Below are 14,274 nucleotides of genomic sequence, written 5' to 3'. Positions count from 1 at the left end.
CGCAAAACGCCATCAGGCCTGCGTTGGCGCCATTTTCCTAGAGGAGTCGCCCGCGTCAGCACCGAATCTGACCCCAGGAATGACCGGCCCAGCCGCTTGTTTGCTTTCACGGCAGGGCGCGCCATTGACCGGTCGACTAGTGTGGGAGGTTCTCTCTAGCGTGCTCCGCGGGCACAAAGTCAACCTTAGGCCCATCCGTGAATCCGACCTCGGCCCGATGATGGATTGGGACGACGACAGTGAGATCATCCAGTACCTGGGAAAGAAGTTCATCTCCCGGGATACTTGCGTGACTTGGTTCAATACGCTGGCGGCCAGCCGCGGGCACCGGGTGATGGCCATTGAACGGCACGATGGACGGCTGATCGGCTCCATCGAGTTGGAACACATCGATTGGCGTGGCGGGCGGGCCGAGCTGTCGATTTGCATCGGCGACAAGAAGTGTTGGGGCCAGGGGTTCGGGGCCGACGCCATCAGGGTCTTCACCGACTTCGCCTTCTACCGGCTCAACCTGGCCCACATCTATCTACGGGTCTACCGCGGCAACGTGCGGGCGATCAGATGCTATCAGAAGTGCGGCTTCCGCAAGGAGGGGCTCCTGAAGCTGACCGAGCGGCAGTTGGAGCGGCACGACGACCTGCTCCTGATGAGCCTACAACGGGCCGAGGTCGGCCTCCGACAAAAGGCCGGCATCCGCCTTGACAGCCCCTATCGGGCCGTGTAAGATTGAGCCAATAGAATCGATCATATGACCAAAGGCGAAGATGGGGAAGAGTAGGCCGGTTCCGCCCGACAGAGAGGGAAGCCCTTCGGCTGCAAGGCCTCCCAGGCAAGGACCGCCGAACGTCGCCCCGGAGCTTCCGGACTGAAGGAGGCGCCCCATGGGCGTCCCGCATAGGTTCGGACGGGCTAAACCCGTTAAGCAAGAGGGTCCCGGTGCGAGTCGGCCGTCTATGGCCGGCGGACGACCGGGGAACTGAGGTGGTACCGCGGAGAGAGCGACGGCGAGTCGGCTCCTTTCGTCCTTTTGGACGAAAGGAGCTTTTTGGTTTCTAGTTGGATTGGAGGTCACTACCCATGGGCGACTGCAAGGAACCGGCCACGACGGCCGCAACCGCCCCGATCCCTTCGGTCTACGACCCGAAGTCGGTCGAGGATCGCTGGTACCAGTACTGGCTCGAGGGGGGCTTCTTCCGGGCTGAGGTCGACCCGAAGAAGGAACCATACTGCATCGTCATCCCGCCCCCGAACATCACCGGTTCGCTCCACATGGGGCACGCCCTCAACAACACCATCCAGGATGTCCTCATCCGCTGGCACCGGATGCGCGGCTTGGAAACCCTCTGGCAGCCCGGCAGCGACCACGCCGGCATCGCGACCCAGGTCAAGGTCGAGGAAGAGCTGGCCAAGCAGGGGATATCCCGGCATGACCTGGGCCGTGAAGGCTTCGTGGCCAAGGTCTGGGAGTGGAAGGAGAAGTACAACAGCACCATCCTCAAGCAGCTATACAAGCTGGGGGCCTCGTGCGACTGGTCGCGCCTGCGGTTCACCCTCGACGAGGGCCTCTCTCGGGCGGTGCGCGAGGTCTTCGTCCGGCTCTATGAGAAGGGCCTCATCTACAAGGGCAAGTACATCGTCAACTGGTGTCCCGACTGCCACACGGCCATCTCCGACATCGAGGTCGAGCACTCCGAAGAGACCTCCAGCCTGTGGCACCTCAACTACCCCCTGGAGGGGGGCGAGGGCTACGTGACGGTGGCGACCACCCGGCCTGAGACGATGCTGGGCGACACGGCCGTGGCGGTCAACCCCAAGGACGAGCGGTATCAGAAGCTCGTCGGGAAGACGGTCATCCTGCCGGTCCTCGGGCGCCGCCTGCCGATTATCGCCGACGACTATGTCGACCCGTCCTTCGGGACCGGCGCGGTCAAGGTGACCCCGGCCCACGATCCCAACGACTTCGAGATGGCCCAACGGCACAACCTGCCGGCGATCACGGTCATCGACGAGGACGGGAAGATGACCGCCGAGGCCGGCCCGGTCTACGCCGGACAGGACCGGCTGGCCTGCCGCCAGGCCCTGGTCGAGCAGCTGCGGGCCGAGGGCCAGCTCTTGAAGATCGAACCATACACCCACTCGGTCGGCCACTGCTCGCGCTGCGCCACGATCATCGAGCCGCTCATCTCGACCCAGTGGTTCGTCAAAATGAAGCCTCTGGCCGAGCCGGCCATGGAGGCCGTCCGCCGGGGCGAGGTTCAGTTCGTCCCCGAGCGGTTCGCCCGGATCTACCTCAACTGGATGGAGAACATCCGGGACTGGTGCATCTCCCGCCAGCTCTGGTGGGGGCACCGGATCCCCGCCTGGCACTGCCAGAAGTGCGGCCGGATCACCGTTGCCCGCGAGGACCCGACGGAGTGCGCCCATTGCGGGGCCGACGCCGGCCAACTGGTGCAGGAAGAGGACGTCCTCGACACCTGGTTCTCCTCGGCCCTCTGGCCCTTCTCCACCCTCGGCTGGCCCGACCAGACCCCGGAGCTCAAGTACTTCTACCCGACCAATGTCCTGGTCACGGCCTACGACATCATCTTCTTCTGGGTCGCCCGGATGATCTTTTCGGGCCTGGAGTTCATGGGGGGAAAGCCCTTCGACCACGTCCTCATCACCGGCCTGGTGCGTGACTCTGAAGGCCGGAAGATGGCCAAGTCGCTGGGCAACGGGATCGACCCGCTGGAGGTCATCAAGGAGTACGGTGCCGATGCCCTGCGGTTCACCGTCCTGACCGGCAACACGCCGGGCAACGACATGCGCTTCTATTGGGAGCGGGTCGAGTCCAGCCGGAACTTCGCCAACAAGATCTGGAACGCGTCCCGTTTCGCCTTGATGAACCTGGGTGATTTCGACCCCGACCGTGACGGCCTGGATCTCCCGCGAGAGGGCCTCGAGCTCGAGGACCGCTGGATCATCTCCCGTTTCAACCGGGCCTCGGCCGAAGCCGACCGTTTCCTCGAGGCCTTCGAGCTAGGCGAGGCGGCCAGGGTCCTTTACGACTTCGTCTGGGATGAGCTCTGCGACTGGTACATCGAACTGATCAAGGGTCGTCTGGCGGCGGCCGGCACCGATACCCGCCGGACCGCCCAGCGCGTCCTGGCCTGGGTCCTCGATCGGACCCTCCGCCTCCTCCACCCGTTCATCCCCTTCATCACCGAGGAGATCTGGCAGCACCTGCCGAGCCGCGGTCCGAGCATCATGGTCGCCGAATGGCCGGTGGCCGACCCGGGCCTCGTCGATGACCAGGCTGAGGGCCGGCTGGGGGCGGTGATGGAGGTCATCAAGGCCATCCGCAACATCCGGGCCGAGATCAACTTACCGCCGGGGAAGAAGGCCGACGTGATCATCCATCCGACCAACATCGAGAGCCGCGAGGCCGTCAAGACGGGCCTTGGGCACATCGTCAAGCTGGCCGGGGTGGCTCAGCTCGAGGTGGCTTCGACCCTCGACGAACGGCCGCCGCAGGCCCTCTCGGCCATCGCCGGCGGGGCCGAGATCTTCGTCCCCCTCCGGGGCCTAATCGACGTCGACCGCGAGGTGGCCAGGGTCGACAAGGAGATCCAGGCCACCGGGTCGGAGCTGACCAAGATCGATGGGCGCCTGGCCAACCAGGGCTTCTTGGCCAAAGCCCCGGCCGAGGTCATCGACAAGGAACGGGTCCGTCGCCAGGAACTGGCCGACAAGCTGATCAGGTTGAAGGAGAGGCGCGAACAAATTGCCGGTCGCTGAACGTCGGAGAAGACGCCCGTCCCCCCGTGGGGATACGGGCGTCTTTTTTCTGGGGTAGGCCATCTTTCTGGCCGGGTCCGGCATCTAATAAGCGAGTCAGGCGAATCCGGCCCATAAGTCCGGCCCGATAGGTTCGGTCTCATCATCGAAGAGGTGCTTTCCTTGGATGCCAGTCTCGTCAGCCACGCCCGGCGGGGCGACCGGGAGGCCTTCGCCGCCCTGATCGCCCCGCTCGAAAACCGCCTGTATCGGACCGCCCTGGCCATCATGGGCAACCCGGCCGATGCCGAGGATGCCTGGCAGAACACTGTTCTGAAGGCCTTTCGGGGCGTGTCCGCGTTGCGCGAGCCGGATTACTTCTCGACCTGGGTGACCCGCATTCTGCTGAACGAATGCAAGCAGGGTCTCCGGAGGCGGCGGCCCTGGTCGCCCGTGGGGGATCTGGCTCAGGTCGCTCTGCCGGAGCCCGACGCGGAGCAGGCGGCCTTGCGTGACGCCCTTCGGCAACTCAGCGGTGATCAGCGGACGGTCGTCTTCCTCCGCTATTGGCTGGGTCTACCCCTCGCCGAACTGGCCGAGGTCCTCGAGGTCCCGGTGCCGACGGCCAAGAGCCGTCTCTATGAAGCCCTGAAGCGGCTTCGCTTGATGTTGCGGGAGGAGGAAGAGTCGTGAGCCCTCACATCGCAGTCGACGCTCTGCTGGACTACGTGCACGGGGCGATGCCCCGGGCCGAGTGGGGTGAGCTGGAAGACCACCTGGCGGGGTGCCCGCGCTGCCGGGGCGAGTTGGCCAGGTGGCAGGGCCTGTCGGACCGGTTGTCCGGGTACCTGAGCCCCCGGGGGGTCTCGGCCGCCCCGCCGAGGTCGGTCGGTGAAATCCTGAGCCGGCCCGTCCGGCGGGCGCCGGTCGACGACCGGGTGGCGTTCGGCCGTCGGGTGGTCTTCGGCCGCCGGCCGGCCTTCCGCCTGGCCGCCGCGGCCCTGGCGGCCGTGCTCCTGGGTTCACCGTTCTTCTCGCCTTACCCGGCGCGCGTTCTGGCTCAGGTACCGGGGGTGGGGGACCTCTTCTCGGCGGTGGCCATTGAACGCGGTCTGGCCGTGGCCTATCAGGCCGGGCTGGTGGACGAACTGGATCGCTCGGTGACCGTCGACGGCCTGACTTTCACCGTCGTCGGGGCCTACGCGGACAGCACCCAGACGGCGGTCATCGGCCGCCTGAAGGGGCCCATTCCCCGGATGGAGTCGCTCTGGGCGGACCTGGCCAAGGCCGGCCACCGCTGGGAGCTCGTCCTCACCGACAGCTTCGGCCGGGAGTATCGGCGCGGCAGTTCGTCGGTGGACTTTGACGCCAAGGCGGGTGAACAGCACATCCTCCTTCAGACCGACCCGCTACCGTTCTACGTCGGCCATCTCCGGATCAGGATGGCCCTCCAGACCGCGTCTCTCTCCGGCGACTGGCAGGTCAGCTTCCCGGTGCAGCGGGTGAGCGATCGGATGACCCGGGAAGTGACGGTCGATCAGACCTTCACGTCCGCCGAGGGAGTCCCCATCCACCTTGATAAGCTGGTCTTCGCGCCCAGCCGGACGGTCCTCCACTATGACTTTGTGCTGGCCAGTGACGGGCCCGAACTGAAGATGCCCGATTGGTCCCTCCTGGCCGACGGGCGACCTCTGGCCAGGCTGGGCGGGGGTGGCGGCGGGGGTGGCGGTCCGGCCGGTGGGTTGGTCAAGATGACCGGCACGGCCGCCTTTGAGCCGACCAAAGCCGGTGAGATCAACATCCGCTTCGAGGGCTTCTCCGGCGGGTACCAGCTCGGCTGGAAGCTGCCCTTGCGGGAAGGGTCCAGGGCCGGCTCGGAGGGCTTCACCTTCCAGATTGACCGCCTCACCGCCGAGGACGGCAAGAACGTCATCACGGGGGTTGTCAAGGGTGGCGGGATCAAGCTGGACGGCCTCGCGTTGCTGACCGCGGACGGTCAGGTGGTGCCGGTCGAAGTCCGGTCCTACCTCCTGAACGAAGACGGGAAGAGTGGGGTCTACACCCTGGTCGCTGCCGGACCCGCCGACCCGGCCGGGGCGACCCTGGAGATCGCCCGCGGCTACGGGACCAAGCCGGATTCCTGGAGCACCGTCGTGGAGGTCCCCAGGTAGCAGGTCCTCCGGCGGCAGCAAGAGGAGCGCCCGTGAGCCGAATCCGTGCCCGCGTTCGTCTTCAAGGACGTGGGCCTTTTCGACGAAGATTTTCGCGGCTGGGGCTTCGAAGACCACGACTTCGGATTTCGCCTCCACCCGGCCGGGTACGGACACTACCGCGCTCAGGAGGCCGATTCTTATCATCAGGAGCACCCTTCTCGTTGGCCCCGCGTCCCCTGGCTCCCCGGCCGGCAAGACCCAAGAAGCGACGTCAGACTGCCCTTGGTCTACGGAGGTGGGACGCCGACTAGATTTAGAGGGGATGAAGGAATTGCCCCGGGTGTAGGGTAATACCCAGGAACGGGAACGAAGGTGATGGTGTGGACATCCGCCCCTACCATTGGACCGTGTGTCACGGTCACACCGAGCCCCGGCACCCTTTCTACGCTCTCTTTTTGGACGAGCCGTCCTTCATTGAAGCCTACAGACTGCAAGACTACTCGCCAGTCATCGACTTCCAGCGGGATGCCGTGGTCGTCGCCCACCGCGGGGCCTGCCCGTCGGCCGGCTTCGGGGTCGCCATTGCCGGAGTGGCCCTGGACCGCGGGGCCCTGGTCGTCAAAGTCGACTTCGAGGATCCGGCGCCGGGGGTGATGACCGCCGCGGTCATCACCTACCCGCGGGCCGTCGGGCTCATCGAACGGTCGCAGCTGCCGGAAGGGCTGGGGCGGATGTCGATCCGCTTCATCGGCACCGATGGCAAGACGCTGGCCACCCAACGAGGGGTCGGGGTCTCGGCCGGGTAGGACCTTATTGCCAACGATACCGCAATAAACCAGGGTTTTCTAAGAGGAATTGACCGAAGGTGCGGCGTAATGAGCTACGAACATCACCTCGCCGCCCGTCTATTCCTGCTGTCTGCGGCCTCAGGCGGAGGTGTTGTCCGTGCGATCCCGGGTCTCGCGAAAGTCCCGGCGGAAGTACCGGCTCTTCTCGGTCATCGCCGTCTTGACGGTGATCGCCGGGCTCTCCGGGTTCTACCTGGGCTGGCGGCTCTTCACCGCGATCACCACGAGGAATCCGGCCGTCGTCCAGGCGCCCGCCAAGGGCTCGGATAATAGCCAGAAGAGTGGTGCCGGCGGCGGCACCTCGACCGGCGGCGCATCGGTGTCAACCGCCGCGCCGGGAGCGATCACCTTTTCGCCCCCGGCCCTGACCCTCTATTCGTTCCAGGCGGCGGCCCTCGACAAGGATCGCTCGGCCCAGGCCGAAGCGTCCAGGCTTCAGGGCAAAGGACACCCGGCCTACGTCATCTGCCTGCCCTCCTCGCCCCCGACCTACAAGGTCAGGGTTGGCGCGTGGTCGGACAAGTCCGTCGGTACAACCTACGGGGCGTCGTTGAAGCAAGCCGGCCTGGGCGGCTTCATGACCTCCCTGTCCATCGCCGCCACACCGAAGACCTGGCGCGGCTCGGATGCCGTCTACCTCGACCGGGTCAAGTCGGCCCTGACTGAGATCGGCGGCCTCGTGACCGCCGAGGCTGGATGGTTCGACGCCTACCAGCTCAAGAAGATCGACCGACCGGGGTTGAAGACCAAGTCAGACCCGTGGCGGAATAAGATCGACCAGGCCGCGCAAGAACTCGGCCAGGCGGCCGCCCCGGCCGACCTGACCTCCCTCGGCGGCCGCGCCTCGGACGCCGCGAAGCTGGCCAAGGCGAGCCTTGAAGCCATTTCCGCCTTCGTTACGTCGGGGACCACGGGGGACTATAACCACTCGGTCTCCGCTTACATGGCCGCCGTCGAAGGGTTCCTCGCCGCCCTGGCCTGGGACGGCAACAAGTGACGGGAACAAGTCAGTGAGGCAACCGGACGGAGGGCCATGCCAATGTCGGGCTCCAAGTCGGGGCTGCATAAGGATTCCAGGTTTGGCAGAAGATAGAAACAAGAGGCCTCCGGCCTAAGGAGGTAATCAGCGACGCGTCGCGGTAAAAGCTTGTTCCTACTGGTAGTCCTGCTCCTGGTCGGGGGCTGGCTGGGGAACCTGATCGGCACCCTGGCCGGTGGGGTCGTCCCGGTGCTGGCGAGATCCCTCAGTGCCGGGATCGAGCCGCCATTCAAGCTGGCGGCCGAGTTCTTCACCTTGACCTTCGGCCTGACCCTGCACCTCAATCTGGTCGGTCTGGTCGGGCTGCTCCTCGGGCTGTTCGCCTGGAGTCGCTTCTAATCAGGCCACGAGCGCTACACCGATGGACATTCAGCTGATCCTGGCTTCCACCTCGCCGCGACGTCGGACGCTCCTGGAGCAGATCGGCATCCCCTTCGAGGTCGTCGCCAGCGAGGTCGACGAGAAGCTCATTGAGGGCACGCCTGTCCAACAGGCGAGGGCCCTGGCCCTGACCAAGGCCAGGGCGGTGGCCGCGTCCCGCCGGGCGGGGCTGGTCATCGGGGCCGACACCATCGTCGTCGTCGGCTCGGCCATCCTCGGGAAGCCCATGGACCGTAAGGAAGCCCGGATGATGCTCGGCCTCCTGGCCGGTCGGCGACACCAAGTGATCACCGGGGTGGCCGTCGTCGATGCGGCCGGCGGCCGTGAAGTCGTCGGCCACGAAGAGACGGCCGTCTGGATCCGCTCCCTGAGTGCGGGTGAAATCGAACGGTACGCCGCTTCGGGCGAGCCCGACGACAAGGCCGGCGCCTACGCCATCCAAGGGCTGGGCAGCCTCCTGGTGGAACGAATCGAGGGCTGCTACTTTAACGTCGTTGGTTTGCCCCTGGTCCGGCTGGACCGGATGCTAAGCGAGTTCGGCGTTCACCTGCTCTGAGGACAAGCCCGGCGATGGACTCACGTGGGACCCGCGGTGTCCGCGACTGACGAGGACCCGTGGCTCTAGGGCGCCAAGCCTCTCTAGGGCGAGAACCCTGGGGAGGTGGGTATATGAGCCCGATGACCCTGCGCGAGCTCCCGGCGGCCGAGCGGCCCGTGGAGCGTTTCCTGGCTCAGGGCCCCGACGCCCTGAGCGAGGCCGAACTCCTGGCCATCGTCATCCGGACCGGCACCCGTTCGGAGACGGCCGTCGACGTGGCCAGGCGGGTCCTCTCCCTCGATCCGGAGGGACTGCGGTACCTGGTCAATGCCAGGATCGAGGAACTGGCCGCCGTCGGCGGGATCGGCCAGGTCAAGGCGGTTCAGGTCAAGGCGGCCCTGGAACTCGGGAGACGGCTGACCGCCGGCCAAGGATCGCGGGCGGCCATCCGGTCGCCCAAGGACGCCGAAGCCGTCGTCGCCGAACGCCTCCGTTATCAGGAGCAGGAGCATTTCCTGGTGGTCCTGCTCAATACCAAGCACCATGTCTTGGGGGTGGAGCTGGTCTCCGTCGGGGGTTTGTCGTCCTCGGTGGTCCACCCGAGGGACATCTTCAAGGGCCCGATCAGGCGCAACGCCGCCGCGGTCATCCTGGCCCACAATCATCCGAGCGGCGACCCCGCTCCCAGCCGCGAAGACATCGACGTCACCAAGCGGCTCTGCGAAGCCGGGAGGCTCCTGGGGATCGAAGTGCTTGATCACATCGTCGTCGGTGACAATAGGTACGTCAGTTTTCGGGAGAAATCTCTGCTTTAGATAAGCAAAACGGCCACCGCCCGGGCACGGCGCTCCCGCCCCGGCCCCGGTGGGACAACCTACCTGGGTTGCCAGGTGAGAGGCGGTCAGAGAGATGTTTGGATTCATCTACAACTACTTTTCTCGCGACATGGGGATCGACTTGGGCACCGCCAATACCCTCGTCTACGTGAGGGGCAAGGGGGTCGTCATGCAGGAGCCGTCGGTGGTGGCCCTCCACAGCGAGACCAGGCAGGTCCTGGCGGTCGGTGACGAGGCCAAGAAGATGATCGGCCGGACGCCCGGGAACATCGTCGCCATTCGGCCGATGAAGGACGGGGTCATCGCCGACTTCGACGTCACCCAGACCATGCTCCGCTACTTCATCAACAAGGCTCAACAGGGGCGGATGCTGGTTCGGCCGCGAGTCGTCATCGCCGTGCCGTCCGGGGTTACCGAGGTCGAGGCCAGGGCGGTCACCGACGCCACCCTCCAGGCCGGGGCCCGCGAGGCCCATCTCATCGAGGAACCGATGGCCGCGGCCATCGGGGCCGGGCTGCCGGTTCACGAGCCAACCGGGAACATGATCGTCGACATCGGCGGCGGGACCACCGAGGTGGCCATCATCTCCCTCGGCGGGATCGTCACCAGCCGGTCGATCCGGGTGGCCGGCGACGAGATGGACGAAGCCATCGTCAACTACATCAAGCGCAACTATAACCTCCTTGTCGGGGAGCGCACCGCCGAAGAGGTCAAGATCCGCATCGCCTCGGCTTACCCCGGCGCTCAGAAGGAAGAGACCGAGGTCCGTGGACGCGACCTGGTCACCGGCCTGCCGCGGACGCTCAAGATCTCGTCTGACGAGGTCCAGAAGGCCCTCCAGGAGCCGATCGATTCGATCGTCGAGGCGATCAAGGTGACCCTCGAGCGGACCCCGCCCGAGCTGGCCTCGGACATCATGGACCGGGGCATCTACATGACCGGCGGCGGGTCCCTCCTCAAGGGCATCGACACCTTGGTCTCCAAGGAGACCGGCATGCCGGTCCACGTTTCCGACGAACCCCTCCTAGGGGTCGTCCGCGGAGCAGGGAAAGTCCTGGAAGAGATTGAAACCCTCCGGCGGATCCTGATCACCACGAGGAAGGCCAGCTGACCCAGGGACCATCGGGGGATTGATCGTCTTGGCCCGCTTCTTTCGCCGTAACGCCAGATTCATCGCGGCCGTCGGGGTGGTCATCGTCCTGGTTGCGCTGATGAACGTCACCAGCCGGGAACGGGACCACCTCACCTACTTTGAACAACGGGCCGCCGAGGTGATGGCCCCCGTCGAACGGTGGGGCTATGGGCTGGCCACCGGCGTCAGAAGCTGGATCCTCGGCCTGGGCGAGCTGCGTTCGACCAGGGCCGAGAACCGGCGGCTGAAGACGGACCTGGGCAACTATGAGGTCCTCCAGACTCGCCTTTATGAGTTGGCCGTTGAGAACGAACGCCTGAGGGCCCTCCTCGAATTCAAGGCGGCCAGTCCGATGAAGACCGTGGCCGCCCGGGTCATCGCTCGCAACCCCGACAGCTGGTTCTCCCAGGTGGTCATCGACAAAGGCCGCTCGTCCGGCTTGGACAAGGACATGCCGGTGATGACCCCCGGCGGTCTTGTCGGCAAACTGGTCAAGGTCACCGACACCACCTCGACTGTCCTCCTCCTCCTCGACCCGGAGAGCGGGGTCGGCGGCCTGGTCCAGCGGACCAGGGACGCCGGCGTGCTCCTGGGCGCGGCCGGCGCGGCCGGCAAGCTCCAGATCAAGTTCTTCTCCCGGGACGCCCGGGTCGAGGTCGGCGACGACATCATCTCGTCCGGGTTAGGCGGGGTTTTCCCGAGCGGGTTGCCCCTCGGACGGGTCACCCGGGTCGAGCAAGGGGAGTTCGGACTGGTCAAGTTCGCCGACGTCAAGCCGAACGCCGATTTCAGCCACCTCGACGAGGTCTTGGTCATCCAGGACGCCGGGGTCGTGGGGCCGGTCCCGGGGTCGCAGCCATGAGGGTCTCCCGCTGGTGGGCCTTCCCCGCGGCCCTGATCGGCGCCTTCCTTCTGCAGTTGACGGTCGTTCCCTTCGTCGCCGTCCACTGGGTCAAGCCCGACCTCATCCTGGTCGTCGCCATTCTCGGCGGCCTGCTCTACGGTCCGAACTACGGGGCCGTGGCCGGGCTCTTCGGCGGCCTCCTGGAGGACCTCTTCATCGGCCATTACATCGGCCTTTTCGGCCTCACCCGCATGCTGGCCGGGTTCCTGGCCGGGCTGGTCGAGACCCGGGTCTACCGGGAGCCCTTCCTGGTCCCGATGGCCACCAGCTTCGCGGCCACCCTGGTCGGTGAGACCATCCTGGGATTGCTCCTCAAGGCCTTTGGGGCCAACCCCTCCCTGGGGAAGACCTTCACCAACGTCATCCTTCCGGCCGCCGTTTACAACGCCATCATCGCCCCCATCGTCTACCGGCCCCTGCGCCGGCTGAAGAAAGAGACGGAAAGCGGCATGGCCACCAAGCTCTGAGGGCCACCGTCAGTTCGCCGGTCACCACACTGGAGGATCCGCCATGATCTCCCGCGAGCTCGAGCGGCGGGTTAACCTATTCACCCTGGTCGTCCTGATCGTCTTCGTTGTGCTGGGCAGCCGCCTGGCCTACATGCAACTGGTCCAAGGACGCCAGTACGAACGGTTGGCCGAGGGCAACCGCATCCGACGGCTGCCGATCGCCGCCCCGCGCGGGCTTTTCTATGACCGTTACGGCACGGTCATGGTGACCAGCCGGCCGGCCTTCACCGTTTCGATCACCCCCTCCCCCGCGGCCACTTCCGACGAGGTCTTGAGCCGCCTGTCCGGCATCATCGGGATGAGCGTCGCCGACATCAGGAAGGAGATGGCCGCCCAGGCCGGCCGGCCCTTCGAACCGGTCCGCCTGAAGACCAATCTCAGCCCCGAGGAACACACCCGGCTTGAAGAGCTCAAGAGCGAGCTGCCCGGAGTTATCGTCGACGTCCAGCCGATCCGGGACTACCTGGAGGGCACGTCGGCGGCGCATATCCTGGGGTATGTCGGCGAGATCAACGCCGAGCAACTGGCGGCGGACAAGGACAAGTTCTACCAACCCGGCGACATCGTCGGCCAGTCTGGTCTGGAGAAGACCCTTGACCGGTACCTCCGGGGCGTTGACGGCGGCCGGCTGGTCGAGGTCGACGTTCGCGGGCGGCCGGTGGCCACCCTCGGACAGATCGACCCGGCGCCGGGCGACAACGTCATCCTGACCATCGACTCCGAACTCCAGAAGGTGACTGAGAAGGCCCTCGACGCGTCCATCGACAACCTGCAGAAACAGGGCAAGACTCAGACGGGAGTAGGCGCGGCGGTGGTCCTCAACGTCAAGACCGGTGAGGTCCTGGCCCTGGCCAGCCGGCCGGCTTTCGACCCGAACCTCTTCGCCTCGGGTATCAGCACCCAGCAGTACGCCGATATCCTGAAGAAGCGCGCCCTGAATGACTTCGCCATCTCCGGCCTCTACCCACCGGGATCGACCTTCAAGATGGTCACCGCCGTCGCCGCCCTCGAGGAGAAGGTGGTCACCCCCCAGGACACCGTGTTCGACCCCGGCGTCTATTCCCTGACCAGACAGAAGTGCTGGGTGCCGCAGGGCCACGGGCTGGTCAACATGTACCGGGCCTTCGAGGTCTCCTGCAACATCTTTTTCTACGAGATGGGGACCCGACTCTACCAGAAGGGGCAATATCTCTTACACGATTGGGCGGTCAAGTTCGGCCTCGGCCAGAAGACGGGGATCGATCTTCCCGGCGAAGCGGCCGGGAGCGTGGCCGGCCCCGACTCGGTCAAGGACTTGACCGACAAGCGTTGGTATCTGGCCGACCAGGATAGCTCGGCCATCGGACAGGGTTTCCACGCCTTCACCCCGATCCAGATGGCCTCGTACGTCGCCATCGTGGCCAACGGGGGGATCCGTTACCAGCCTTACATCGTCAAGCAAGTGATCCAACAGGACGGCAAGATCGTCGTCGACAACAAGCCCCAAGAGGTCGGGCGGGTCGAGGCCTCTCCGGAGACGTGGGCCACCGTCCGCCAGGGAATGCTCGGCGCGAACATGGGGCCGGAGGGCACTGCCGCTTGGCTGTTCGCCAACTACCCGATCAAGACCGGCGGCAAGACCGGTTCGGCGGAGAATCGCGGCGTGGAGACGCATGGTTGGTACGTCGCCTTCGCTCCCTATGATGACCCGGAGATCGCCGTCGCCGTAGTCGTCGAGAATGCCGGCCACGGCTCAAGTTCGGCCGGCCCGGTCGTCAAGGCGGTCTTCGACCAGTACTTCCACCTCGCCAAGCCGGAGGTTGACACATCCGTGAACCCAACCGCCCCGGCCGCGGATCAGGCCCCGAATCCTGTGACCACGCCGCCCACTGATTCGACTCCAGCCGACCAGCCGTCGAACGAGCAGCAAACGCCAAGTCAAACCGCACCGCAGCCAACCGGCTCGGTCACGACGCCTTAGCCTCCGCTTCGGGTAATCGCTGCTACAGCAAGCATCGCCGGCTCAGGGCAGGCCGCGGAGAGGAATCCGGCCCAGCCTTGGCTTTCGGCCTTGGTCGAAGGTAGTTCCGGTCAACCCGCTAAGAAGGGCTCCGTAAATGCTAGGGACAAGCCATTGGGCTTGTCCCTTCTTGTCCTTATGGAAAGAACGAAACGGTCCCAAGCTACATCATTCAGCAT

The 14,274-nt window shown here is 65.7% G+C and carries 13 protein-coding genes; all 13 read left to right on the top strand.

Translation table 11 applies throughout. From position 1 onward, the window contains the following. The first annotated feature begins 160 nt into the window (after positions 1 to 160). The gene (locus VGL40_03850; GenBank protein ID HEY3314405.1) at positions 161 to 724 is read left to right on the top strand and encodes a GNAT family N-acetyltransferase; all 564 of its coding nucleotides are present in this window, start codon (positions 161 to 163) and stop codon (positions 722 to 724) included. 353 nt (positions 725 to 1,077) lie between these two features. Beyond that, a complete protein-coding gene (locus VGL40_03845) occupies positions 1,078 to 3,777 on the top strand; it encodes a valine--tRNA ligase (protein ID HEY3314404.1) in 2,700 nt (899 codons plus the stop codon). Between the two features lie 162 nt (positions 3,778 to 3,939). Continuing rightward, positions 3,940 to 4,449, top strand: coding sequence for a sigma-70 family RNA polymerase sigma factor (locus VGL40_03840; GenBank protein ID HEY3314403.1), 510 nt, complete (start codon positions 3,940 to 3,942; stop codon positions 4,447 to 4,449). Further along, entirely contained in the window at positions 4,446 to 5,927 is a 1,482-nt protein-coding gene (locus VGL40_03835) for a DUF4179 domain-containing protein (GenBank protein ID HEY3314402.1), read from the top strand. The genes VGL40_03840 and VGL40_03835 overlap by 4 nt, the downstream gene beginning before the upstream one ends. A gap of 362 nt (positions 5,928 to 6,289) precedes the next feature. Continuing rightward, entirely contained in the window at positions 6,290 to 6,715 is a 426-nt protein-coding gene (locus VGL40_03830) for a protease complex subunit PrcB family protein (protein ID HEY3314401.1), read from the top strand. A gap of 139 nt (positions 6,716 to 6,854) precedes the next feature. After that, the gene (locus VGL40_03825) at positions 6,855 to 7,754 is read left to right on the top strand and encodes an SPOR domain-containing protein (GenBank protein HEY3314400.1); all 900 of its coding nucleotides are present in this window, start codon (positions 6,855 to 6,857) and stop codon (positions 7,752 to 7,754) included. A gap of 150 nt (positions 7,755 to 7,904) precedes the next feature. After that, positions 7,905 to 8,135 carry a DUF4321 domain-containing protein gene (locus VGL40_03820; protein HEY3314399.1) on the top strand — a complete coding sequence of 77 codons (231 nt, stop codon included), beginning with the start codon at positions 7,905 to 7,907 and terminating at the stop codon, positions 8,133 to 8,135. A 22-nt stretch (positions 8,136 to 8,157) separates the two neighbouring features. Next, on the top strand, positions 8,158 to 8,733 hold the full coding sequence (locus VGL40_03815; GenBank protein HEY3314398.1) for a Maf family protein: 576 nt from the start codon (positions 8,158 to 8,160) through the stop codon (positions 8,731 to 8,733). A gap of 113 nt (positions 8,734 to 8,846) precedes the next feature. Further along, positions 8,847 to 9,530, top strand: a complete 684-nt coding sequence (gene radC, locus VGL40_03810; GenBank protein ID HEY3314397.1) for a DNA repair protein RadC — start codon at positions 8,847 to 8,849, stop codon at positions 9,528 to 9,530. A gap of 94 nt (positions 9,531 to 9,624) precedes the next feature. After that, a complete protein-coding gene (locus tag VGL40_03805) occupies positions 9,625 to 10,662 on the top strand; it encodes a rod shape-determining protein (protein HEY3314396.1) in 1,038 nt (345 codons plus the stop codon). A gap of 28 nt (positions 10,663 to 10,690) precedes the next feature. Beyond that, a complete protein-coding gene (gene mreC / locus VGL40_03800) occupies positions 10,691 to 11,545 on the top strand; it encodes a rod shape-determining protein MreC (protein ID HEY3314395.1) in 855 nt (284 codons plus the stop codon). Beyond that, entirely contained in the window at positions 11,542 to 12,054 is a 513-nt protein-coding gene (gene mreD, locus VGL40_03795) for a rod shape-determining protein MreD (GenBank protein ID HEY3314394.1), read from the top strand. The genes mreC and mreD overlap by 4 nt, the downstream gene beginning before the upstream one ends. A 43-nt stretch (positions 12,055 to 12,097) precedes the next feature. Then, on the top strand, positions 12,098 to 14,056 hold the full coding sequence (gene mrdA / locus VGL40_03790; protein ID HEY3314393.1) for a penicillin-binding protein 2: 1,959 nt from the start codon (positions 12,098 to 12,100) through the stop codon (positions 14,054 to 14,056). The last annotated feature ends 218 nt before the right edge of the window (positions 14,057 to 14,274 follow it).

It is taken from the genome of Bacillota bacterium, assembly GCA_036504675.1.
In the GTDB taxonomy this organism is placed as follows: domain Bacteria; phylum Bacillota; class Sulfobacillia; order JAJYWN01; family JAJZPE01; genus DASXUT01.
The sequence above is the reverse complement of the archived record's forward strand: the minus strand, read 5'-3'. Positions and strand labels throughout refer to the sequence as shown.